The following is a 21,451-nucleotide window of genomic DNA, read 5'->3' as shown; positions in this document are numbered from 1 at the left end:
GAGAACGACGTCCAATGAGCACCCATGTGACCATGCCTGCGCTCGGTGAGAACGTGACTGAAGCCTTTATCACCCGCTGGCTCAAGCGGGCCGGCGACACCGTTGCTGCCGACGAGCCTTTGCTCGAGGTGGCGACCGACAAGGTCGACACGGAAGTGCCTGCACCCTTCGCCGGCACAATCCACGAGCTGTTGGCCAAGGAGAATGACACCGTCGCGGTGGGCGAACCGCTGGCCATCGTCGAGCCCGCAGGGGCAGGGCCCGCCTCGCACAGTGACGCACCGCCTGCCCCGGAACCAGTCACGCCGCCGGCGGTACCCACTGTCACCGAACCCGCCCCGGCCCCGGCCGTCACCGCAACCGCCCCAGCCGTCACCGCAACCGCCCCAGCCGTCACCGCAACCGCCCCAGCCGTCACCGCAACCGCCCCAGCCGACGATGCCCGCGTCGAGAAGATGTCGCGGCTACGGCAGACCATCGCGACCCGGATGGTGGCCTCGCTACAGGGGTCCGCGCAGCTGACAACGGTGCTGGAAGCCGATGTCACGACGCTGGCACGCCTGCGTGCCCGCACCAAGGACGCATTCGAGGCACGCACCGGCACGAGGCTGTCTTTCCTGCCGTTCTTCGCCAAGGGCGCGATCGAGGCGCTGCGCGAGCACCCTATGCTCAACGCCTCGGTCAGCGACGACAACACCACAGCCACCTACCACTCCGCCTGTCACCTCGGGATCGCCGTCGATACCCCGCGTGGGTTGATGGTGCCTGTCATCCGCGACGCGGACCGCCTCGATGTCGAGGGGCTGGCAGTCGCCATCGCCGACGTCGCCGGGCGCACGCGAGATGGCCGGATCAGCCCGGACGAACTAGCCGGCGGCACGTTCACGATCACCAACACCGGCAGCCGCGGCGCGCTCTTCGACACACCTATCCTCAACCCCCCGCAGACCGGGATCCTGGGCACCGGAGCCATTGTGGAGCGCGTGGTTCCCCGCCCCGACGGCACGGGCGGGCACACGATCGCGGTGCGCTCGATGGCCTACCTGTCCGTCAGCTACGACCACCGACTGGTCGACGGCGCCGACGCCGCTCGGTTCCTGTCCACGATCAAGAACCACATCGAACGGGCTGATTTTTCAATCTAGCCAACAAGACAGCGCGCTTTCACACGTTTCGTGATTCGAAGGAGGCTTACTCGTCCGGGCTGTCGAACCTCGCGACGGCGCTCAGGTGACCGCCGTGAGCGCTATTGGGTGCCATAGCACCCACAAACACTCACGGGTGTCCGGGCGGAACGGGCCGGTCGGCCCTATTCCACAGGGATGGCAGGACGGACCGTGGACGTTGTCCATCTTTCGCGAACGGAGGACACCATGACTAGCTTGCAGCCTCGGCCGAGCCTAGGCCTGCCTGACATCTTCCAGATGTTCGAAACCGAGTGGCCCTTCGGTGAACGGCATGCGATGCGCGTGGAGACCTACACTGAGAAGGACGAGTTCGTGGTCCGCTGCGAACTCCCCGGCGTGGACCCCGAAAAGGACATCCACATCAACGTCGAGGGCAACCAGCTCAAGATCACCGCGGAGCGCAAGCACGAAGAACGCACCGACCGGCACAGCGAGTTCTACTACGGCTCGTTCAGCCGCACCCTGCTGCTGCCGACCAGCTGCAACACCGAAGACATCAACGCCGAGTACGAAGCGGGCATCCTCACCATCCACATGCCACGCCGAGAAGCCGAGACCCGCAAGGAAATCCCGGTGATGCGCAAGGGCAAGTGAACGACTGGAGGGCGTGGCGGACAGCGGCCGCGCCTTCCCCTTCCCCGGCACGCCACGTCATCTCGCGGTAGGACGAACAACACTCCTGGCGGCCGGGGCGTGAACATCGCTCACGAAGCGGGGGCTCGCCACGCCGTCGGCGATCGGACGCACGTCGCGGTACTGCGTTGCGTGAACAAGCAGGACCAGTGACGGAAATGAGCTACGGAGAGTTGCGGGAACAGACCCTCACCAGCACTAACGAACTCTGCACGGCGCTGGACTTCCTGGACTTCCTCGTCTTCGTCGAAACCCTCGGCAATGCCAGCGGAATCCGCATCGACGAAGACGACTACGACAGACTCACCACAATGGACTCGGCAGTCGACTTCCTCACCGCTTGGTCATGACGCCGGAGCCAGCTCCGACTATTGGGGATGTGCCGCTGATGTCCGAACCACGCTCAGTACCCAGGTGGCCGAACGCTGCACGCCGCGTTCGGCTGTGGTTCGAGCCAACCCTTCTCGCTGTCACGGCGGGCGCGTTGCTGCTCGGCGTCATCGCCTGGGCGGTCGGCGCCACCAGCACGGCCGACGCGGCATGGGTGGCCGGAACCGCGGTAGCGATCGTGCCCGCGCTGACGTGGATGGCGCACGCGCTGTGGCGCGGACGTACCGGGGTAGATCTCATCGCCGTGCTCTCGCTCGGTGGCACCCTCGTGGTGCACGAGTACCTCGCCGGATCGCTGATCGCGGTCATGCTGGCGTCCGGGCAGGCCCTGGACGCCGCAGCGCAGCGCCGCGCCTCCCACGACCTGCGAGCCTTGCTGGAACACGCGCCGCGGTTCGCCCATCGATACGCGGATGGCGCGCTCGAAACCGTCGTCGTGGACCAAGTGAGCGTCGGCGACCTGCTGCTGGTGAACCCCGGCGAGGTCGTGCCGGTGGACGGCCAGGTCGGAAGCACTGCCGCAGTCCTCGACGAATCGGTGCTGACCGGCGAGCCCGCCCACGTCGAACGCACTGCCGGAGAGCCCGTTCGCAGCGGGGTCGTCAACGCCGGCTCCGCCTTCGACCTGCGGGCCAGCGCGACCGCCGAGGAAAGCACTTACACCGGAATCGTGCGGTTGGCGCAGGACGCCGGTGCCGAGCGGGCACCCGTTGTCCGCCTCGCCGACCGGTATGCGACGTGGTTCCTACCCCTGGCCCTGCTCCTGGCCGGTGGCGCTTGGCTGATCACCGGCTCCCCTGTTGGCGCTGTTGCCGTGCTGGTGGTCGCCACTCCGTGCCCGCTGCTGCTGGCAGTCCCGGTCGCCATCGTGTCGGGCATGTCCCGAGCCTCCCGGATCGGCGTGATCATCCGCGACGGCGCAGCTCTGGAGAACCTCGGCCACGCCACCACCGTGATCGTGGACAAAACCGGCACCCTGACCGCAGGACGCCCGACCGTCGTCGACGTCATCGCAGCACCGACCGTCGACGCGTCGGAAGTGCTCCGAATGGCCGCCTCACTCGACCAGGCATCCCCGCACGTACTCGCCGACGCCATCGTCGCGCACGCCCGAAAGCAGCACCTCGCTCTGCTCCCACCGCGCGACGCGACGGAACAACCCGGGCGAGGAATGAGCGGCATCGTCGACGGCAAGCGCGTCGAAGTCGGCAGACTCGCACTACCGGAGAACAGACCCCGTTGGGCCGACGCCGTGCTCAACCGAGCCATGCTCGACGCCACCGCCATCGCCTGGGTCAGCTGCGAAAGCGAACTGCACGGCGCCTTACTGCTTCGCGATCCCCTTCGCAGGGACGCCCCCAGAACCCTCAGACGGCTGCGGAACGCGGGATTGCATCGACCTCGCGGTTATCGCCAACGCGCTACGTGCTCTGGGCGGCAGTCACCGAGGTGAGCTCACCGTGCCGCACTCCATGGAGGACGGTGTCGGCGAGTGCGAAGTATCTGGTCGTCTCCGATGCGCCTCGTGCGGGATCAAGCCGTTCGCCGCACGGACTAGCCGTGCAGGTGTGCGAGCTCGCCGGTCAGCTCGGTGAGATAGATGTCGACCGACCAGTGCTCTGTCGTGGGCATCGCGAAACTCCTCGTCATTCGGTCTGGATCTGCCAACTCTCGGACATGAACAGCGCTGCGGCGAGTGCCCCGGCAACGAAGAATCCGGTACCTTCGTTGAACACCACGCACAGCAGGGCGAGGAACGCCGTCACAATTCCGAGAGCCCTGCGAACCGTGAGCCACCCCAAGACCTTCATGAATGGGCGCACATGGGTCATCCTTTGCGCGAACTCCGGGTCTTCGGAACACAGCTGCCGCTCGATCTCCTCGAGAAGGCGCCGTTCGTAGCGTCTCAGCATCGGAACCTCCCGAGGTGCACCGAGCGAACCGAACCTATGAGGAAGATGACGGCGACCTTCCCACTGCTCGAGTCGACGCCTCACGATGAAGGGCGGAGCCAGCGCCGCAGCAGGGTCCAACGTCCCCATACCATGCGCAGTTCGCGGCGAATCGGTGCCAACGCCTGGTCGGAGCCACCGCCGCCTACATCGCGCCGACCGTGATCGCTGTCGCCATCACCGAGAACCGCGGCCCCACTGACTATTTAGGGCCGAGTGGCCTTATGTGCCGAAGCTGGCCCGGGGTACCCAGGAGGCAGGCAGTGGGAGGTTTGGCATGGAGTCGAGTGGGCGGGTTGTCGTCGGAGTGGATGGCTCCGAATCGTCGCTGACGGCCGTTCGGTGGGCTGCTGGAGAAGCCGATCTGCGGCCCGCCAAGCAACTGTACGTCGTGATGGCGTCCGGTGACCCGATGTGGGACGACGAGGCATGGGAAATCCTCGGGCCCGTGACGGACCAGATCGCAGGCGACCACCCGAGCCTTGAAGGCTCCTCGGACGTCGTGCCCGGTGACCCCGCGGACGTCCTGCTGCAGCTCTCCGACGGCGCCGAGCTGGTCGTGGTCGGTTCACGCGGACGAAGCGCACTGGCCGCGACCTTGCTGGGCTCGGTCAGCGCCAAGGTGGCTACCCACGCGCGGTGCCCGGTCGTCGTGGTCCGAGACCACCGCGACAGCGGCCCGGTCGTAGTCGGGCTGGACAACTCCCCGCACAGCGGCGCCGCCCTGCACTACGCGTTCGACGCCGCGTCCCGGTATGAGTCCGGGCTCGTGGCCATGCAGGTATGGCAGGACATCGAGTACGCGCCGGTCGTGCCCCACCTGGAATACGAGCTGGCCGATCTGCGCGACGAAGCGCTGCGCGGGGTGGCAGAGCAGCTCGCCGGCTGGGCCGAGCCCTACCCGAACGTGCCTGTCCGCAAGCTCGCCCAGCGGGGACACCCGGTGGCCGAGCTCGCCGCCGCAGCCGAAGATGCACGGCTGCTGGTTGTCGGGCACCGCGGACGCGGCGGGTTCACCGGACTGCTGCTGGGGTCGGTGGCCGCCGGCGTGCTGCACCACGCCCAGTGCCCGGTCGCTGTCGTCCGTGACGCGGAAGGTTGAGGGAGTGCCATGTCAACACCGGACCAGCCCGTCGTGGTGGGCATTGACGGATCAGACAGCTCGATCGCGGCTGCCGCCTGGGCCGCCGCGGAAGCGGATCGCCGCCACGCGCCGCTTCACGTCGTGATCACCAACGACGATCCGGCCCGCGCCGATTACGCCGAGAAGGCGGTCCAGAAGGCCGCGGCGGAGTGCAGTGCCAACCGGCCGAATCTTGCGGTGACCGCCGAAGTCGCGACCGGTCATCCCGTCGAGGTGCTGTTGCGTCAGAGCGCGAAAGCACAGTTGGTGGTTCTCGGTGCGCGTGGGCATGGCGGTTTCACCGACGCCCTGCTGGGCGGGGTGAGTGTCGGCGTGGCCACCCACGCGGCCTGCCCGGTCGTCATCGTGCGCAAGGGCATCCCCACCACCGTGGGCCCAGTGGTCGCCGGTGTGGATGATTCACCGTGCAGCCAGGAAGCGCTGCGGTTCGCGTTCGCCGCCGCAGAGCGGCTGGGCACCGACCTGGTCGCGATGGAGGTGTGGCACGAAGAAGGCCTGCTCGCCGTGCCCTTGACGCCCGCCGACCGCGAACAGGTGGAGCGGGGGATCAAACAGTCGCTGGGCAAGCAAACCGCTGCCCTGCGCGAGGAACACCCAAAGGTCACGGTGCGCGAGGTGGCCCAGCGGGGACACCCCGTAGCAGCCTTGACCGACGCGGCCCGCGACGCGTGTCTGCTCGTCGTCGGGCACCGGGGCGGCGGCGGGTTCGACGGGCTTTTCCTGGGCTCGGTAGCCGCAGGCGTGCTGCACCATGCCCAGTGCCCTGTGGCTGTCGTCCGTACCGCAGGAGGACATCAAGCGAAGTAGGGCCGGCGCGTTACCCGGCGCGCAGGACCGCGACCGGGCAAGAGGCGCGGTTGACGACCGCGTGGCTCACCGAGCCGAGCAGGCTGCGACGGATGCGTCCCCTCCCAAGGCTGCCCACGACCAGCAGGCTCGCGCCCTCGGCTTCTCTGAACAGCGCCTCGGCGGGCTTTTCCGGCGTCACCACCCGCCGAACGCTGACATCGGGATTCATCCCGATCGATCTCCCCTCACTGCTGACTCGCCTTAATCAAGCGCGGGATCGAGGGAGGCCACGCCGGCCTGTTCATGTTGCCCGGTCCGCTCCGGCATTCCTTCGGGGACGACCAGCACCGGGCTTCGTGCCTTGTGGATGCACCGCAGTGCCGTGCTACCCAGAATCGCGTCGGCGCCCCTCCCGTGACCACGATCACCCAGGACCAGCATCGTGGCGTGCGCCGACCGCTCGGCCAACACCTCGGCAGCATCACCCTCGACGAGTTCGATGTGGACCTCCGGCGTCGTGGTTCCGCCCATGCAGCCGCGCACCACATTCTTCAGGTCCTCCCAAAGCTGTTCCCGCACGTGGTGCGGCGCCAGGCCAGGACGCATCAACATCGGGCCCGGCCCGGCGAGAACAGCGTGCGACGTCCAAGCCATGACCGCGTGCACCGGTATGCACCGCCGCCGTCCTTCATCGAGGGCCCAGCGCAGCGCTCGCGCGCTCGCGTCCGATCCGTCCACTCCCACCACGAGAACCTCATAGCCGGTCACTGCTCCCACCTCGCACTCCTGCCTCAACGCAAGCGAGTCCACATCGGTTCGACAACGTCCCGCTCCCGGCGTCGCAACGGGTTGGGAATCGACCGCAGCGCCTGGACCAGCCATTGTGGGTTGTCGCCAGGTGAACCGTTCATCACTGGCTCCCCGAGCGGATCGGTGTCGATGCCAAGGCTGCGCCATGCATTCGACCGGAATTAGGGCACTTCGTCACTCGCGCCTCCGGTGCAGTTCAGAGGCACTTGGACCCTCGCCCCGGCAAACTCCGAACAGTCACAGTGACGGGCATCGAACGCGCGGATGAGGAGTCGTGAATGCGAGCGTTCCCCGCGGCCTTCGGGCTGACATCCGGCCAGACGGAGCAGATCATCCGGCTGGCCGGGATGGCTCCATCGCTGCACAACAGCCAGCCGTGGCGCTTCCGGATCCTGCCCCAACTGATCGAACTGCACGCGGATCCGAAACGGCACCTGCCGGTCGCCGACCCCGAGGACAGGGAACTGCGGTTGGCGTGCGGGGCGGCGCTGTTCAACCTGCGACTCGCTCTGGAACAAGCGGGCATCCGGCCGGTGGTGACGTTGCTACCGCACCTGGCAGCCGCCACCACGCTGGCCGAGGTGCGCGGCGGCGGCCAAGCGCATCAGCGCCCGGTCGACCTCCGGTGCTATGAGGCGATCACCGAGCGGCACAGCCATCGACAGCCGTTCCGGAACATACCTGTGTCCACAGAGGACCGGCACTTGCTGATGCGCGCTGCTCACGAAGAGCAAGCCTGGCTGCACGTGGTACAGCCAGGCGAGCACGGCACGCTTGAGGGGTTGGTGCATCGTGCGCATCGAGCGCAGATGGCCGACCCGCGCTTCCGAACCGAAATGGCCGCATGGATCGGACGCGCCGATGACACGACCGAGGGCGTGCCGGTGTCGGCAGCGGGCCCCAAACCGGAACCCAAGGACCAGTGGGTGCACCGCGACTTCACCGCCGGGCACACCGAGCGGGCGCCGGGAACCGAATTCGAAACCCATCCCTTGCTGGTCGTCTTGTGCACCCGCCACAACAGCCGGGAAGCAGATCTGCAGGCCGGGCAGGCGCTGCAGCGGTTGTGGCTGACTGCAACCGCACAAGGCCTGTTCGCGTCGATGATCTCCGAGGTCGTCGAGGTGCCGGAGACACGCGAGGAGCTCCAACGGCTGCTCGGTGGAAACGTCACCCCACGAGCACTGCTGCGGATCGGCCACGGCGCGCCGTCGGTCGCTTCACCCCGCCGGGACATCGGCGACATGCTCGTCAACGGCGCCGCCGAAGCGTTCGAAACCTGAGCTGTCTTGATCAGAGCCGTTCACGCAGCGTGTGAAAACGTTCCGCGAGCCAGCACCTTACGGTGCCGACGTTGGCCAGCGTCCGTGCAACGCTGGGGCCCCATCCGTGGCCGTCACCGCACCCCGTCTGCCCACGAGAGAATCCCTTTTCCAAGTAATTTGGCAAAAGGTGCCGTGCGTCCTCTCACTCGATCAATGTGCGTGCGAGGTGGGTGAGGTCGTCGACTTCGACGTCGAAGGCGTCGGTGGGTTCTGGGGCGCCCTCTCCTGCCCGGGCCACGTATGCCGTTCGGATGCCTTTCGCCGCTGCGGCGCGCAGGTCCCAGGGGTGTGCCGCGACGAGCATGCTCTGCTCGGGTTCGACGCGGAGAAGATCCAGCGCCATCGCGTACACCACGGGGTCGGGCTTGTAGGAGCGCACGAGTTCGCTGGAAAGCACGCAGTGCCAAGGTAGAGCGCCTCGGCGGCTGATAGCGGCGAGCATCGCCGTGGTCGCGTTGGACAGCGCCGCCAGGGTGAAACGTCCGGATAAGGCGCGGAGAGCAGGCGCCGCATCCGGCCACGGGCGCAGCCGTCGGGTGACCAGCGCGAGCCGGTCCAGGGCCGAGGCGTCAACGGTGAGTCCTTGTTCTTCGACTGCTGTGGCCAGGGCGTGGCGGTTGATCTCCTCCAGCGGCGCCCACGACTCACCTCCGAGAATCGAGTTCAGCCGCTGGGTACACTCGCTAAACCACGTTGCGGCCAGCGGCTTGCCGTGTCCGCTCTGACCCGTTGCGTCGTGTACGGCCCGTTCGAACTCGTCCGCTGCCGAACCTGCTTCGTCCACCACGGTCCCGAGCACGTCGAAGAACAGGACCCGAATCTCGCACACATCGATCGCCATTCCGGCGATCTTTCCACGGGAATGCGGGCGGCGGTGCGGTCGTGAGTGATGATGCCGGTTCTTACCGGACCACTCACTCACGACCGGCGTCCATCGGGCCGTGAGCGGCAATGCCGATTCTTACCGGTGTCATGTCTCGGTAGATGTGTCAATCCCCGGACACGCCTAACCTATGGAAGAAGCAGAAGAGCCCCTTTCTCGCCAGAAAAATCACTCACGAGCGCGCCTGCTTTGCCGCAGCGCGCAGGGTGGCGCGCATGATGGCTTTGACGAACGGCGATACCGTCCGCCAGTAGAGCGTGAAGATCCGGCGCGTGATCGGATCGTCGAGCGTGGTGCGGATGTCGTAGGTGGCCAGGCTTCCGCGGCGGCCGTAGGGGCGCACCGAGAGCGAGGTGACGATCTTTCCCCTGCCGGGCTTGCCGTACTCTGCGAACTCCTCGGCCGTGATCTCCTCCATGCGCACGATCGGCGTCCAGAACCTGCCCACCGCACCGAAAACCACTTCCCGGCCTGGCTGTTCGCCGAGCAGCACCCAGTCTCCGCTGATGCACAGGTCGTCGTAGGTCAAGCGGGTCGGAACCCGAGGCGGAACGCGGCGTTTGAGCCGTTCCGGCAGTCCCCGCGCCCACATGGCCAGGTCCGCGGTTCGCGACCTGATGGTGAGCAGGTCGAGATGTCGCAGCGCCTGGTACATCGTCTCGGGCTGCGCGTCGACGACCAGGTGTTCGACCGCGCCGACGTCGTAGCGCGCCGCGAAGTCGTCGACGCTCACCGAACGCTCGGTGACCTCCCACGTCGCTGAGGCGACGTCGGGGTGCTGGGTCCGCGTCTTGTCGGTCTCGTCATTCATCAGCTCTTCTCCCTTCTTCGGCGAAATCGAGGTCCTCGCCGTGGTGGGTTTCGCCGACGATCACGACCGGGCAGTCCGCACGGTGCAGGACGCTGCGCGCGACCGAGCCGAACCCGAGTACCCTGCTGTGGTGGCCGAGGACCAGCAGCTGGGCCGAGGAGGCGGCGAGGCTCAACTCCTCGGCGGGATTGCCGTAGCGCACGTCAGTGCCTAGTTGAACGTTCGGGTATTTTGCCGTCCAGTCAGCCAGATTCACTGTCAGGTCGGTTCGGGCTTCGTCCACTGTCGACAACCTCGCCATCGATGCGGGCGCGGTCCGGAACTGCCTGCCTGGGACCGGTCGCCACACGTGCACCACCAGCAGCGGGGTGTCCCGCAGGGCTGCTTCTGCGAAGGCGAACGAGACTGCCGCCGAATCGAATGGCGGGTCTGCCACACCGAGCACCACCGGGCCCAGGGCGAAACTGGTCCGGCGCTGCGGAACGACGACGACTGGACAGCTCGCTCGTTCCGCGACCGCTCTGCTCACCGATCCCAGCAGCGTCTCGGCAACGGCGCCCCGGCCGCGCGAACCGACGACGAGCAACTGGGCGTCGACGGACTCCAAGGCCAGTGCATCCGGTGGGAATCCGTGCACCACGTCTTCGGCACTATCGATCTTGCGATGCTCACGGCGACACAACTCGCCGGCGCTGCGCACGACGCTCCATGCCTGCGAGCTGTCGCCACTCGCGACGACCGTCACCAGCCGCAACGCCACACCACGCAGGGATGCCTCGTCAGCTGCCCAGAGTGCCGCAGTCGCCGACTCAGCGGAGCCATCAACGCCCGCCAGCACGCACCGCATCCGCGTTCCCCCACGTCGAAATCGGGTACATCGGATCGTCCCCAGCTCGTTCTCGGGTACCACTTGCGTGGTACGCCCAACCCAGGCGTCACGTCCGGCGCCTGCGTTCGGCGAATACCGTCATCCGGTGCCGGTATTCTTCTTCGCCCATTTCCCCGCGGGCGAAGCGCTCCGCCAGCAAAACCACGCGTCCTGCCCGTGGCTCCCGTCCATCTCGGCGCTGGCGACACTCATCGCGACCCCTCTTTCTCCTGGTGTGCGACGGAGTCCTGGGCGATGCTGCGGACGAGATCGACCGCGGTGAGCACGCCGCACACCCGCCCGTGCCGCATGACCAAGACGGCATCGGTGTGGGCGTCGATCATGCGTTGCGCTGCGACACCGATGTCGTCGGCCGCGTCCACCCGGGGTCCCTGCGCCGGGCACAGCGAGCCGACCGAAGTGGTCGTCTTCGGGTACTGGGCCGCGATGCCCTGCAGCAGGTCTGCCGCGTTCACCAGCCCGACGGTGTCCTCGTCGGCGACCACGGCGAGGTGGTGCACGTCGCGGCGGTACATCTCATACAACGCATCCATCGCGGCCAGCTCGGGTCGGACCGCGACCACGGGGGTGCTGGCGAGGTCGAGCGCGGTTTCCTGGTCGGTCATGTTCCACCTCGAAGGGCCGTACCCGGTCCCGACCGTCGCGCGCCCGCGGCGTCTCAGCTAGGGGAGATGGTCACTCGCCGCCGGACGCGGAGCTTGCAACTGGGGACGGCTCTGAGTCATCGTGCCTCGCCGAACAGGTGTCCGCCTGGACTGAGTCCTACCCGGAAGTGGTCGTGCGCCAGATCGTGTCGAACATCCCGCCGGCGCAAGCACTGCGCGAGGCCGCACAGCATGCGCAGCTGCTGGTGGTGGGCCATCGTGGGCTCGGGGGATTTCCCGGCCTGCTGGTGGGTTCGGTGGCCAGAGGCGTGTTGCACCACCCGCCGTGTCCGGTCGCGGTGGTCCCGGGCTGAAGGCCTCTTCCCGGAGGGGGAGTCCGTGAGGCGAGATGCGTTTGTGGAATGGGAACAGCGGTTCGGGCACGGCGAGACCGGAGTGCTCGGGCGGTTGCATGCCGCTGCTGCGCGACGGGAGCGCATCAGCGCGAGCGACCTGCACGTCATCGCCGAGGAGGTCCGGCGGCCGGTGGCCGCGGTCACCGGTGCGGCGTGATTCTACGCCGATTTCGCCGGTCCGCGCGGCACTCGTCACGTCCGGATCTGCGCCGGAACCTCGTGCTTCGTCTCGGCAGGACGGGTCGTGCTAATGAGCGGCGTGGTACTCGAGGTGCAGGTGAGACGGGGAAGCAGCAGCACCGACCCGCTGTGGCCGGTGCCGGATCCGGTTATAGTGTCCCGCCCGCTGTGCGCGGGGCTGCGGACTCGTTCCTGTCTTCGCCGACGGGGTCTCGTTTGAGGTAGTCCTCCATGTCGAACATGTTGCCCTGCGAGCGGTCCATGACATCGAGCATCGTGGTCATTTCCGCGACCTGTTCGACCTGTTCGGTCAAGAACCAGCGCATGAACTGCTCGCCGAGGTAGTCCTCATCCTCCCGGAGCTTCTGCGACAACGTCGTGACTTCGTCGGTCACGGCACGCTCCTTCTCCAAGGCGAGGGCGATGAGCTCACGGGGATCCTCGAACCTGCTGCGGACGGCCGGAACTCCGGGAATCTCGACCTCGATGTTGTTGTCCAACATGTATTGGACGACCCGCATCCCATCGTTGCGCTTCTTCACCGAGTGCCGGTAGAAGTACGAAGCCAGCCGGGGCAGATCCCGCTGGTCGAACCACACCGCGATCGCAAGGTACTGCTGCGCCACGGCCAACTCGTTGCCCACCTGCTCCTCGAAAAGGTTCTGGACACGCGAGGTGCGCGGCACGATCTTCACAACGGTAGCCATACACAAACGCTACGGCGCACCGTTGACCGCCAAGAACCCGGTTTCCAGCATTCAAACCAATCGAGCGACACCGTCCCGCCACACCAAACCCATCTGCGCAAGGCCGATCCTGTTCGAGGAGATCGGTGTTCCTGACGGTCTCGATCCACGAGCGTCGTCCCGTCGGCGCTTCGCTAATCCGACGAGGCGGCGGTCAGCAGTGCACCATGACCGTCCACAATGTACCCGCGCCGCACCCGATCCTCCAACACGGGCTGCAGTGGACCACGCCCTGGCTACCTTGGTGCGGAAGTGGTCAGAAGTGAGCCATGTGGGCTCTGTGGTGGGGTTTCATCGAAGTCCCGGGTGGACTGACGGTATGGCGTAGAGCCGGTGCGCTGACCGAGGATGGCCAGGTAGTGGACGATGTCCCTTGCGTGGGAGGATCAATGCGACCGACGGTGCGCTGGTTGCTGGGGCTGGGCAGATTACGGCTTCGGTCGTTAGTGGATGCCTATGTCGACCGGCCCATCCGGTGGGTACACATCAGTGAGCTGGAAGACCCGGCGCGTTTCTTATCTGGCGGTGAGCTTCTGCTCACAACCGGAAAAGGCATGGCAGACGTCGAATGGGACGCCTACGTCCGATGCCTCGTGGAACGCGATGTGGTAGGTCTGGGGTTCGGGATCGGCGTGGCCCATACGCACGTGCCCCCGCCGTTGATCGAAGCCGCGTCTCGCCGGGGACTGCCGCTGCTGTCGGTTCCCGAGGAGACTCCGTTCATCGCGATCAGCGAGGCTATTGCGGAGGAGATCGCCCGCCTGCAGGAACGGGCGCTCAACAGCGCGTTGGAGGCGCAAAGCGACCTGATTCGGGCCGCGTTGTCCGCGCGAGGCCCAAGAGCAGTGCTTGTTGAGCTTGCTGAGGCACTTGATTCGTGGGTGCTGCTCCTGGACACGGAGGCGAGAATCCGCTACGCGGTGCCCACCGCGGCACGCAGGCGCGCTGCGCGAATCCGGATGGATTTGGATTCACTCGGGTTGGACGTTCGTACTGGCGCGGCATCGCTTTCGGTCGGCGGGGACCAGGCTGCGGTGCTGCCGATCGATGTGCGCGGGCGGGTCCAGGGCTACGTGGTGGCCGGTCGGACTACGCCCTTAACGCCGGTCGAGCGTTCGGTGCTTACCGGGGCGATGGGCTTGCTGTCCCTGGACCTGGTGAGTGAGCAGGAGGCGAACGAGGCTGAACGACGAGACCGGCGCGCGGTGCTACAGCTGGTGCTAGGAGGTCACGCCGCTCTCGCTGAAGAGGCGGCGGACACGCTCGCGGTAACCCTCCCGCCCGGCCCGGCGCGGATCGCGGTGCTCGGCTGTTCCCGCGAAGCGCTTGGTGATCTTCTCGCGGCGGCTGAGGAGCAGCATGGCCTCATGCAGTCGGGAGCGTTGGTCGCGCAGTACGACCGGCGGAGCGTACTGATCTTGCTTTCCGTCGCGGAGGGGGATCTCCAGGCTTTGGAGGAAGTGCTTCATCGCGTTCCTGGGGCGCGGGGGGTAGCCAGCGAAGGAGTGCAGCTTGCCGACGTCCCCGACGCGTTGCGGCGCGCACGCTCGGTTTACTTCGGGACCTCGAAAACGGAGCGGCTCCTGCTCGCCAGGGATGTCGCGACCGCAGGTCTGTTGGCCCAGTTGGACAACCCCGGGGCCCAGGGCTGGGCCGCCGCGCTACTGGAGCCCCTCGATCGCCACGCACAACGGTCCAAGCTGGATTTGATCTCGACTCTGCGGGTCTTCCTGGCGAACAACGGCCTCGTCGATGTCTCGGCCACGGAGCTCGGTATCCACCGGCACACGCTGCGCTACCGGCTCAGGCGAATCACGGAACTGCTCGACTGTTCGCTAGATGATCCCACAGCTCGCGCCGAGCTGTGGCTAGCGCTGCGCATGCGCGAGCTCAGCTAAGCCGGCGTCGCCGCTACTGGCCAATCGGGACAACTCCCGATCGGATTTTCGCCCTGGCGCGCATGGTTACGCCTCCTCATAGATCGGACTCTTTCTCCACCTTCCGTCAGACCGAGGAGGCCTTTCATGACAAAGGCGCAGGGGCGAGCCGAGCTCGACATCTCCTACGAAGATGATCCCCGCGTGGTGCGGGAAGCCGCGACCGAGGACTACTCAATGCATGCGGTTCCCCGCTCGTGGCGAAGTGGACGTCTATCGCTGTCCATGGCGTGGGCTGCCTTGTTCAGTGCGATGTTCTGGTTGGTCGTCGCGGCGTCGGTGGCGCGGACGGTGGGCACACGGGACGCGCTGATTGGAATCGCACTGGCGGTTCTGACCCATGGTGGCGTGAACTTCGTGCTGTCCCGGTACGCGAACCGGACAGGACTGACGGTCGCGCTGATGTCGCGGCGCCTGTTCGGCTATTTCGGTGCCGCGCTGGCTCCACTGATCTTCGCCGCGACCGCGATCTACTACGCCGTCTTCGAAGGTTCCGTCGTCGCCGTGGCCCTCGAGCACTACTTCGATGGGCTGGCCCTCCGATGGTGGTACCTGATCGTCGTGCTCTACAGCATCCCCTTGGTCTTTGGGGGCGTCCGCGTTTGGCTGGACAAGTTCAATGGCGTCCTGCTGCCGTTCTACGTGCTCGGCTTGGTGGGCGCCGTGGCGTGGGCCGGGTCGCAGTATGGATTCAGCGCTGACTGGTTGCACGCCGTGCCATCACAGCCGGTGCAAGTTGCCGGTCCAGGATGGGTATTCGCGTTCACCGTCTACATGGGCGTCTGGATCATGATGCTGTACACGATCGACTTCGCTCGTTTCGGTCGCCGATCGGATGCCACGTTCCACGGCGTAGTCAGCTTCGGCCCGGTTTTCTACCTGGGTACGTTCATGGTCAACGGCCTGGCTGGCATCTTCATCTCGCAGACCGTGCCCACCAATGGCGCCATCAGCGAGGTCTCTGTCGTCTACTCCATCGTCGGCCTGATGGGTCTGGCCGGCGTGCTGTTGATCTGGGTCAGCCAGACCCGCATCAACACCGCGAACTTCTACCTTGCCTCCACCAACCTCGAAGCATTCTGCTCCCGGATCTTCAAGATCAAGTTGCACCGTACCGTGTGGGTGGTCCTCGCCGGTGCACTGGTCTACCTGCTCATGCTCACCGATGTGCTGACCTACCTCCTGTCGGCGCTGCAGTGGCAGGGCGTTTTCGTCGTTGCATGGGTCGGTGTGGCGCTCACCCACATCGTGCTGGCACGCAAGGATCGCGACCAGCTTCCGGAGTTCCGTCCGGGACGGCTTCGGCTTGTCTCGCCCGGCCTCCTCGTGTGGCTCGTGGCAGCCGGGACCGGTATCGCCGTACTGGAGGGCACCGGCACCTTCGGCGGAACGTGGTCGACTCCGATCACCCTGCTCGTGGCGGTGCTCGGCTATGCGATCGTGGTGCGCACCTGGGACCGGGTCGTGCTTGATCGGGGCACCGATCCACGAGACGAGGTCGATGACATCTGGGAGGCACGAATTCGGTGCCACCACTGTGACAAGTCCTACGTGGCCGTGGAGATGGATCGCGATCCCAGCGTGGCCGGAGCCGCGATCTGCTCGGGCTGCGCGGCAGCCAGTCCGAGCTTCTACCGAGCAGCGCGTGCCGAGGCGGAGGCGATGGCGGCATCGGAGCGGGGTTTGGTGGCGGAAAGACCGTGACTGCAGAATGGGCGCTGTCCAGCAGCAAAGGACGGCGCCCATGACTTCAAGCACAGTGATCTGCCGGACTCCCCCGGCGGGTGAACGGCCCGCGATCGCCTACCGGCAGGCCGGGGACCGGAGCATCCTCGTCGAGTACGGCGAGCCGGACGTCGACCTGCGACTCAACTTCGTTGTCGTGGCGGTGCTGGGCATCCTGCTGGCGGAGCCGCCGGCAGGATTCGTGGAAGCAGCGCCCGGTCTGCGCGCCATCCTGATCAGTTTCGATCCTGAGCAGAGCACGCGCGAGGCGATCCTGCGTGAACTGGAGGAGATCCACGAAAGGCTCCCCGCGCTTTCGTCACTGATCATCCCGAGCCGCCGGATCACTCTCCCGATCGCATTCGACGACTCGACATCACGTGAGGCGGTGGAACGCTACGTCGCCACGATCCGGCACGACGCACCGTACACGCGCGGCGGCAGCAACATCGACTACATCGTGGAGAACAGCAGCTTATCCGGCCCGGAGGAGCTCTACTCCACCGTTACCGGGGTGTCCTGGTGGACCGCGTTCACCGGGTTCTTCCCCGGCCTGCCGTTCCTGTTCCCGCTGCATCCCGGCAAGAAGCTGTTCGCCCCCAAGTACAACCCGCCGCGGGCCTGGACCGCGGAGGGCGCGGTCGGCATCGGGGGCGCGTGCGCGGCCATCTTCCCCGTCGAATCGACAGGAAGCTACCAGCTGTTCGGCAGGACGGTGCCCATCTACGACATCTACGGCCAGCACAGGGTGTTCCACCGCGAACCGATCCTGATCCAGCCCGGCGATCAGGTGCGCTTCGTGCGAGTAACGGAAGAGGAGTTGCTGGAGGCGCGGCGCGATGTCTTCGACAATCGCTACGAGTACTCGATCGAGGACGCTCCGTTCTGCGTCGCTGACTACCTACGTGAGCTCGGGAACCCGGCGGAAACGACATCAGGGGGCACCGCATCGGCGCTCGGATCGCCCGCGAGGCCATCGTGAACCACGAAATCATCCGCCGGTCTCCTGACGAGCATGCGTTGGAAGTGCTCGATGCCGGGATCCAGACGACCGTCCAGGACTGGCCCGGACGGCGCGGGATGCGGCCTCGAGGTTTCTTCCCCTCGGGTCCTATGGACCACTTCGCCGCGCGAGTGGCCAACGTCCTCGTCGGCAACGCCGGCGGTGCCGCGGTGCTGGAGATCCCGGTTGGGAGGTTCAGCGCGCGCGTGGGTGCCCCCGGGCTGGTCGCCCTCTGCGGAGCCGAAGGAGCAGCCCCGTCGCTCAACGGCATCGAGGTTCCCCTGTGGGAGTCTTTCGAGGTTCGCCCCGGCGACTTGGTGAGCTGTTCACGCGCCAAAGGCCCTGGGTTCCGGCTCAATCTGGCTTTCTCTGGTGGTTTCGCGGTTCCCGAGGTGTTCGGGTCCCGTTCGACTCACCTCGTCGCCGGCGTGGGCGGGATCGATGGCCGAGCGCTCATCCGGGGCGACGTACTCACCACCGGCACGCCGAAGGCCCGGGCGATCCGCAGGGCCAGGCTTCCGCAGTCGTTGCGCCCGACCTATCCCGAGCACTGGGAGATCGAAGTCATGCGGGGCCCGCACACTGACCCCGAGTTCGTGACCGAGCAGGACTGGGCGGATTTCGTCTCGGCAGCATGGCGGGTGAACATGAACTCGGACAGATCGGCCACCCGCCTCAACACCCACCATTTCCAGTGGTCACGGACGGACGGAGGGGCTGCGGGCGGGCATCCGTCGAACGTGCCCGACTTCAGCTATCCGCTAGGTGGTATCCACATCAACGGCGACACGCCGATGATCCTCGGCCCCGACGGGGCGTCTTCGGGCGGCTTCGTCGTGATCGCCACCGTGGTCCACGCCGCGCTCTGGAAAATCGGCCAGCTCCGACCGGGCCGCGACACCGTACGGTTCCGGGAGGTCGGGATCCAGGAGGCATATGCCCTGGCCGCTCACACCGAGTACGCCCTGGACCCGCGGCATCTCGAAACGCTATGACCTGCTCACGAGGCTGTCTTAAATGTTGCGGCGTACAGGGCAGTAGGGCGGGTTTATGCTCGGAAGCGGCCCCGGCCGCTTAGGGCTTAGCCCACCCTCGCCACTCTCACCGAGCCTGAAAGCAGGCTCTCAGGGACGGTTTGCGATCACCTCGGCCATGGGCGCCACCGTGACGTCAGCCGCGCTGAATCGCTGCCGGACTGCCTGGGCGATCTCGATCGCGTTCGGCCGGTCGCCGTGCAAGCAGATGGTGTCGGCGTCCACTGGCAGAGTCTTCCCACTGGTCGAGACCACTTCGCCCGCAAGGATGGCCATGGCCTTCTCGGCGCAGTGCTCGGGAGACTTCGCGACCGGATCGGGCTCGATGATGATGTGGCCGTCATCGTCGTAGTCCAGGTCGGCAAAAGCTTCCCGAGCCACCCGCACGCCACGTGCTGCAACCTTCTCGGCGGTCGGGCCCGCGAGCAGGACCAGGATCAGCTCCGGGTCGACCGCGGTAACCACCTCGGCAATGGCATCGGTCACTTCCGGGTCCCGGGTGGTCAACCCGTAGAAGGCACCGTGCGGTTTGACGTGCGTCAGGGCGATCCCGAGCGAGTCGGCGAAGCTGCGCAGGGCGCCGAGCTGGTACAGACATGCATCAGCGGCTTGTTGCGGGGTCATCGCGAGCGCTCGCCGACCGAACCCGACCAGGTCGGGAAATCCCGGATGTGCCCCGAGTGCGGTTCCGTGCGACTTGGCCAGCCCGGCCGAGCGGCGCATGGTCGCCGGGTCGCCCGCATGCCACCCGCAGGCCACGTTGACCGACGACACCAGCGGCATCAGGCGCGCGTCGTCGCCGAGCCGCCAGCGGCCGAAGCTCTCCCCCGCATCGGCATTGAGATCGATCAATTTCTTCATGCCCACTCCGTTTCGTCAAAGCCCACCGGTCTACCTGAAAGCAGAGACACTCCTGTGGCCACAGTGCCGCATCGACACTTTGAGCACAGTGTTGGCACGCGCACCGCCCAGCAGAATCAGCGGTTCGGCCACATTTGCCCCTGCTTTTGTCCAAGTCGGCCAGTGGCCGACCACTGCGGTGCGGGTTCACAGTGACCCCCATGCCCCGTGAGCCGATCAGGCAGCGGGCGTGACTGATTGGAGAGAAGCTGTGGCAACGGCATCGCTGGAGCTGCCGCCTGCGCACTACCATTTCGGCGCGGACGAGTTCGTCTTCGTTGAGATCGCTCAGGCGATGAGCCTGGAGGCGAACTTCAAGGCCATGACCATCACCGCCGCGTTGCGCGATCAGCACCTCGACGGAATCGTCGACATCTGTCCGTCGAACGCCTCGTACATGATCCGGGTCGACCCCGACCGTCTCCACCCCGCCGAACTGGTCGAGCATCTCCAGGGCTTGGAGCGATCCGCCACCAGCCTCTCGGCGGACCACGTCCTGCACACGCGGGTGGTCGACGTCCCCGTACTCTACGACGACCCGTGGACCCGGGAGACGCTGCTGCGCTTCCGGGACCGTCATCAGGACCCGGATGCCACCGACCTGGAATACGCGGCGCGCATCAACGGCTTCGAAGACGTCCAGCGGTTCATCTCGGCGCTTTCCGGAGCGCCCTACATCGTGACCATGATCGGCTTCGTTCCCGGCCTGCCGTTCTGCTACCAGCTCGTGTCACCGGACCGCCAGATCGAGGTACCGAAGTACGTGCGGCCCCGCACCGACACTCCCGAACGCGCGTTCGGCTTCGGTGGCGCATTCGCCGTGATCTACCCGGTACGCGGCGCCGGCGGATACCAGCTGTTCGGACTCGCGCCCGCCCCCGTGTTCGACCTGTCGCAGACACTGCCGGACTTCGCCGACAGCATCGTCTTCCCCAAGCCTGGCGACGTGCTGCGCTACCGCGCGATCGACCAGACGGAGTTCGACCAGGTCCGCACCGAAGTGGAAAGGGGCACGTTCCGGTACCGGATTCGGGAGTTCGAGTTCAAGCCGGCCGAGTTCCTCGCGGACCCGGACGCGGTCAACAGCGAACTGCTGGAGGTGCTGTACCGATGACCAAGCTGATCGTGCAATCGGGTGGGCTGTTCACGACCGTGCAGGACGCCGGCCGCAACGGCCACTACGACATCGGCATGCCACCGTCCGGCGCCATGGACCAGTACTCCTACGCTGCGGCGAACATGCTGGTCGGCAATCCCGTCGGCGCCGCCGCGCTAGAGGCCACCTACATCGGCCCGGAGCTGGAGTTCACCGACGACCGGCTCGTCGCCGTGACCGGCGCGGCAGCGCCCGTGATGCTCAACGGCGAACCGGTCGAGACGTGGCAGACAATGGCAGTCGGCGCCGGTGATGTCCTCAAGTTTTCGATGATCACCGCCGGGACCCGGTTCTATATAGCGGTCAGCGGCGGCGTGGACGTCTCGGAGTACCTCGGGTCCCGGTCCACCTACACACTCACTGGCATCGGCGGCCTCGACGGCCGGAAACTCACCGAAGGTGACCGACTGCCGCTCGGCAAGACCAGCGAGAACGGCAGTCCTCGCCCCGGTGCGGCCGTCCCCGAAGAGCTGCGCCCGGCACTGCTGCCGCAATCGGAAGTGCGCGTAGTCGTCGGCTTGTGCGCATACCGGCTCACCGATGCCGCCCTCCACTCGTTCCTGAAAACCGAATGGAAGGTCACCAAGGACGCCGACCGCATCGGCTACCGGCTGCGCGGGGGCACGCTCGACTTCGTCGAACGAGAGCAACCCGCCGGCGCCGGAAGCGACCCGGCGAACGTCGTCGACCTCGGTTATCCGATCGGGTCGATCCAGGTTCCCGGTGGCGACGAGCCGATCGTGCTGCTCAACGACGCCGTGACCGGTGGAGGCTACGCGACAATCGCCACGGTCGTCTCGGCCGACCGGGACATCTTCGGCCAAGCCAAGACAGGAGACCGAGTTCGTTTCGTCTCCGTGGACCTGGAAACGGCACTCGCCGCACGGAGCCAACGCCGGGAGCGCCTCGAACGCCTCCGCGCCACGCTCACCCCCTGACGAAGCCCGACCAACCCGC

At 66.6% G+C, this 21,451-nt stretch carries 23 protein-coding genes and 1 pseudogene; 15 read left to right on the top strand and 9 right to left on the bottom strand.

The genetic code is table 11. The features are described from left to right. Positions 1 to 14: 14 nt before the first annotated feature. The 4 genes from FDZ84_RS27455 to FDZ84_RS27440 all read left to right on the top strand — a co-directional run bounded on the left by FDZ84_RS27455 (position 15) and on the right by FDZ84_RS27440 (position 3,663). Positions 15 to 1,145, top strand: coding sequence for a 2-oxo acid dehydrogenase subunit E2 (locus FDZ84_RS27455; protein ID WP_246868466.1), 1,131 nt, complete (start codon positions 15 to 17; stop codon positions 1,143 to 1,145). A 228-nt stretch (positions 1,146 to 1,373) separates the two neighbouring features. Continuing rightward, entirely contained in the window at positions 1,374 to 1,781 is a 408-nt protein-coding gene (locus FDZ84_RS27450) for an Hsp20/alpha crystallin family protein (protein ID WP_168588233.1), read from the top strand. A 197-nt stretch (positions 1,782 to 1,978) separates the two neighbouring features. After that, on the top strand, positions 1,979 to 2,170 hold the full coding sequence (locus FDZ84_RS27445) for a hypothetical protein (protein WP_210435138.1): 192 nt from the start codon (positions 1,979 to 1,981) through the stop codon (positions 2,168 to 2,170). 38 nt (positions 2,171 to 2,208) lie between these two features. Continuing rightward, positions 2,209 to 3,663, top strand: coding sequence for an HAD-IC family P-type ATPase (locus FDZ84_RS27440; RefSeq protein ID WP_168588232.1), 1,455 nt, complete (start codon positions 2,209 to 2,211; stop codon positions 3,661 to 3,663). A 193-nt stretch (positions 3,664 to 3,856) separates the two neighbouring features. On the opposite strand, the gene FDZ84_RS27435 is transcribed toward FDZ84_RS27440, so the two are convergent. Next, entirely contained in the window at positions 3,857 to 4,123 is a 267-nt protein-coding gene (locus FDZ84_RS27435) for a DUF3040 domain-containing protein (RefSeq protein ID WP_168588231.1), read from the bottom strand. Positions 4,124 to 4,439: 316 nt separating this feature from the next. Here FDZ84_RS27435 and FDZ84_RS27430 point away from each other — a divergent pair, with 316 nt between their 5' ends. Continuing rightward, positions 4,440 to 5,264, top strand: coding sequence for a universal stress protein (locus tag FDZ84_RS27430; protein WP_168588230.1), 825 nt, complete (start codon positions 4,440 to 4,442; stop codon positions 5,262 to 5,264). A 9-nt stretch (positions 5,265 to 5,273) separates the two neighbouring features. Beyond that, positions 5,274 to 6,113 (top strand): universal stress protein, encoded by an 840-nt coding sequence (locus FDZ84_RS27425; protein WP_168588229.1) that lies wholly within the window; start codon positions 5,274 to 5,276, stop codon positions 6,111 to 6,113. Positions 6,114 to 6,123: 10 nt separating this feature from the next. Here FDZ84_RS27425 and FDZ84_RS27420 read toward each other — a convergent pair whose 3' ends face one another. Together FDZ84_RS27420 and FDZ84_RS27415 are read right to left on the bottom strand one after the other, a co-directional pair. Then, positions 6,124 to 6,324 (bottom strand): universal stress protein, encoded by a 201-nt coding sequence (locus FDZ84_RS27420; RefSeq protein ID WP_371812690.1) that lies wholly within the window; start codon positions 6,322 to 6,324, stop codon positions 6,124 to 6,126. Between the two features lie 32 nt (positions 6,325 to 6,356). Continuing rightward, entirely contained in the window at positions 6,357 to 6,863 is a 507-nt protein-coding gene (locus tag FDZ84_RS27415) for a universal stress protein (RefSeq protein WP_246868465.1), read from the bottom strand. Between the two features lie 320 nt (positions 6,864 to 7,183). On the opposite strand from FDZ84_RS27415, the gene FDZ84_RS27410 reads away from it, so the two are divergent. After that, entirely contained in the window at positions 7,184 to 8,188 is a 1,005-nt protein-coding gene (locus FDZ84_RS27410; RefSeq protein ID WP_168588227.1) for a nitroreductase family protein, read from the top strand. A 184-nt stretch (positions 8,189 to 8,372) separates the two neighbouring features. Here the strand turns inward: FDZ84_RS27410 and FDZ84_RS27405 are convergent, their stop codons facing one another. The 4 genes from FDZ84_RS27405 to FDZ84_RS27390 form a co-directional block, all read right to left on the bottom strand. Next, positions 8,373 to 9,071 carry a haloacid dehalogenase type II gene (locus FDZ84_RS27405; RefSeq protein WP_168588226.1) on the bottom strand — a complete coding sequence of 233 codons (699 nt, stop codon included), beginning with the start codon at positions 9,069 to 9,071 and terminating at the stop codon, positions 8,373 to 8,375. 214 nt (positions 9,072 to 9,285) lie between these two features. Next, on the bottom strand, positions 9,286 to 9,924 hold the full coding sequence (locus FDZ84_RS27400) for a hypothetical protein (RefSeq protein ID WP_246868464.1): 639 nt from the start codon (positions 9,922 to 9,924) through the stop codon (positions 9,286 to 9,288). After that, the gene (locus tag FDZ84_RS27395; RefSeq protein WP_168588225.1) at positions 9,917 to 10,771 is read right to left on the bottom strand and encodes a universal stress protein; all 855 of its coding nucleotides are present in this window, start codon (positions 10,769 to 10,771) and stop codon (positions 9,917 to 9,919) included. The genes FDZ84_RS27400 and FDZ84_RS27395 overlap by 8 nt, the downstream gene beginning before the upstream one ends. Before the next feature lie 230 nt (positions 10,772 to 11,001). Then, positions 11,002 to 11,418, bottom strand: coding sequence for a cyclic nucleotide-binding/CBS domain-containing protein (locus tag FDZ84_RS27390; RefSeq protein WP_168588224.1), 417 nt, complete (start codon positions 11,416 to 11,418; stop codon positions 11,002 to 11,004). A 98-nt stretch (positions 11,419 to 11,516) separates the two neighbouring features. Between FDZ84_RS27390 and FDZ84_RS27385 the strand changes: the two are divergent. Beyond that, positions 11,517 to 11,771 (top strand): annotated as a pseudogene (locus tag FDZ84_RS27385) (universal stress protein); the annotation flags it as partial. Between the two features lie 25 nt (positions 11,772 to 11,796). Further along, positions 11,797 to 11,970, top strand: coding sequence for a hypothetical protein (locus tag FDZ84_RS27380; RefSeq protein ID WP_168588223.1), 174 nt, complete (start codon positions 11,797 to 11,799; stop codon positions 11,968 to 11,970). Between the two features lie 172 nt (positions 11,971 to 12,142). Here the strand turns inward: FDZ84_RS27380 and FDZ84_RS27375 are convergent, their stop codons facing one another. Then, on the bottom strand, positions 12,143 to 12,700 hold the full coding sequence (locus FDZ84_RS27375; protein WP_168588222.1) for a ferritin: 558 nt from the start codon (positions 12,698 to 12,700) through the stop codon (positions 12,143 to 12,145). A gap of 449 nt (positions 12,701 to 13,149) precedes the next feature. Here FDZ84_RS27375 and FDZ84_RS27370 point away from each other — a divergent pair, with 449 nt between their 5' ends. From FDZ84_RS27370 to FDZ84_RS27355, 4 genes are all read left to right on the top strand, one after another. Next, positions 13,150 to 14,637 (top strand): PucR family transcriptional regulator, encoded by a 1,488-nt coding sequence (locus FDZ84_RS27370; protein ID WP_210435137.1) that lies wholly within the window; start codon positions 13,150 to 13,152, stop codon positions 14,635 to 14,637. Positions 14,638 to 14,763: 126 nt separating this feature from the next. After that, a complete protein-coding gene (locus FDZ84_RS27365; RefSeq protein WP_210435136.1) occupies positions 14,764 to 16,380 on the top strand; it encodes a cytosine permease in 1,617 nt (538 codons plus the stop codon). Positions 16,381 to 16,420: 40 nt separating this feature from the next. Then, positions 16,421 to 17,383 carry an allophanate hydrolase subunit 1 gene (locus FDZ84_RS27360; RefSeq protein ID WP_168588220.1) on the top strand — a complete coding sequence of 321 codons (963 nt, stop codon included), beginning with the start codon at positions 16,421 to 16,423 and terminating at the stop codon, positions 17,381 to 17,383. Next, complete coding sequence (locus FDZ84_RS27355) at positions 17,380 to 18,399, top strand: biotin-dependent carboxyltransferase family protein (protein ID WP_168588219.1); 1,020 nt, start codon at positions 17,380 to 17,382, stop codon at positions 18,397 to 18,399. The genes FDZ84_RS27360 and FDZ84_RS27355 overlap by 4 nt, the downstream gene beginning before the upstream one ends. Before the next feature lie 129 nt (positions 18,400 to 18,528). Here the strand turns inward: FDZ84_RS27355 and FDZ84_RS27350 are convergent, their stop codons facing one another. Next, the gene (locus FDZ84_RS27350) at positions 18,529 to 19,299 is read right to left on the bottom strand and encodes a LamB/YcsF family protein (RefSeq protein ID WP_168588218.1); all 771 of its coding nucleotides are present in this window, start codon (positions 19,297 to 19,299) and stop codon (positions 18,529 to 18,531) included. A gap of 250 nt (positions 19,300 to 19,549) precedes the next feature. On the opposite strand from FDZ84_RS27350, the gene FDZ84_RS27345 reads away from it, so the two are divergent. Next, positions 19,550 to 20,452, top strand: coding sequence for an allophanate hydrolase subunit 1 (locus FDZ84_RS27345; RefSeq protein ID WP_168588217.1), 903 nt, complete (start codon positions 19,550 to 19,552; stop codon positions 20,450 to 20,452). After that, a complete protein-coding gene (locus FDZ84_RS27340; RefSeq protein WP_168588216.1) occupies positions 20,449 to 21,432 on the top strand; it encodes a biotin-dependent carboxyltransferase family protein in 984 nt (327 codons plus the stop codon). Before FDZ84_RS27345 ends, FDZ84_RS27340 begins: the two co-directional genes overlap by 4 nt. Positions 21,433 to 21,451: the final 19 nt, after the last annotated feature.

Origin of the sequence: Saccharopolyspora sp. ASAGF58 (assembly GCF_012277335.1) — a bacterium.
GTDB lineage: Bacteria > Actinomycetota > Actinomycetes > Mycobacteriales > Pseudonocardiaceae > Saccharopolyspora > Saccharopolyspora hattusasensis.
The sequence above is the reverse complement of the archived record's forward strand: the minus strand, read 5'-3'. Positions and strand labels throughout refer to the sequence as shown.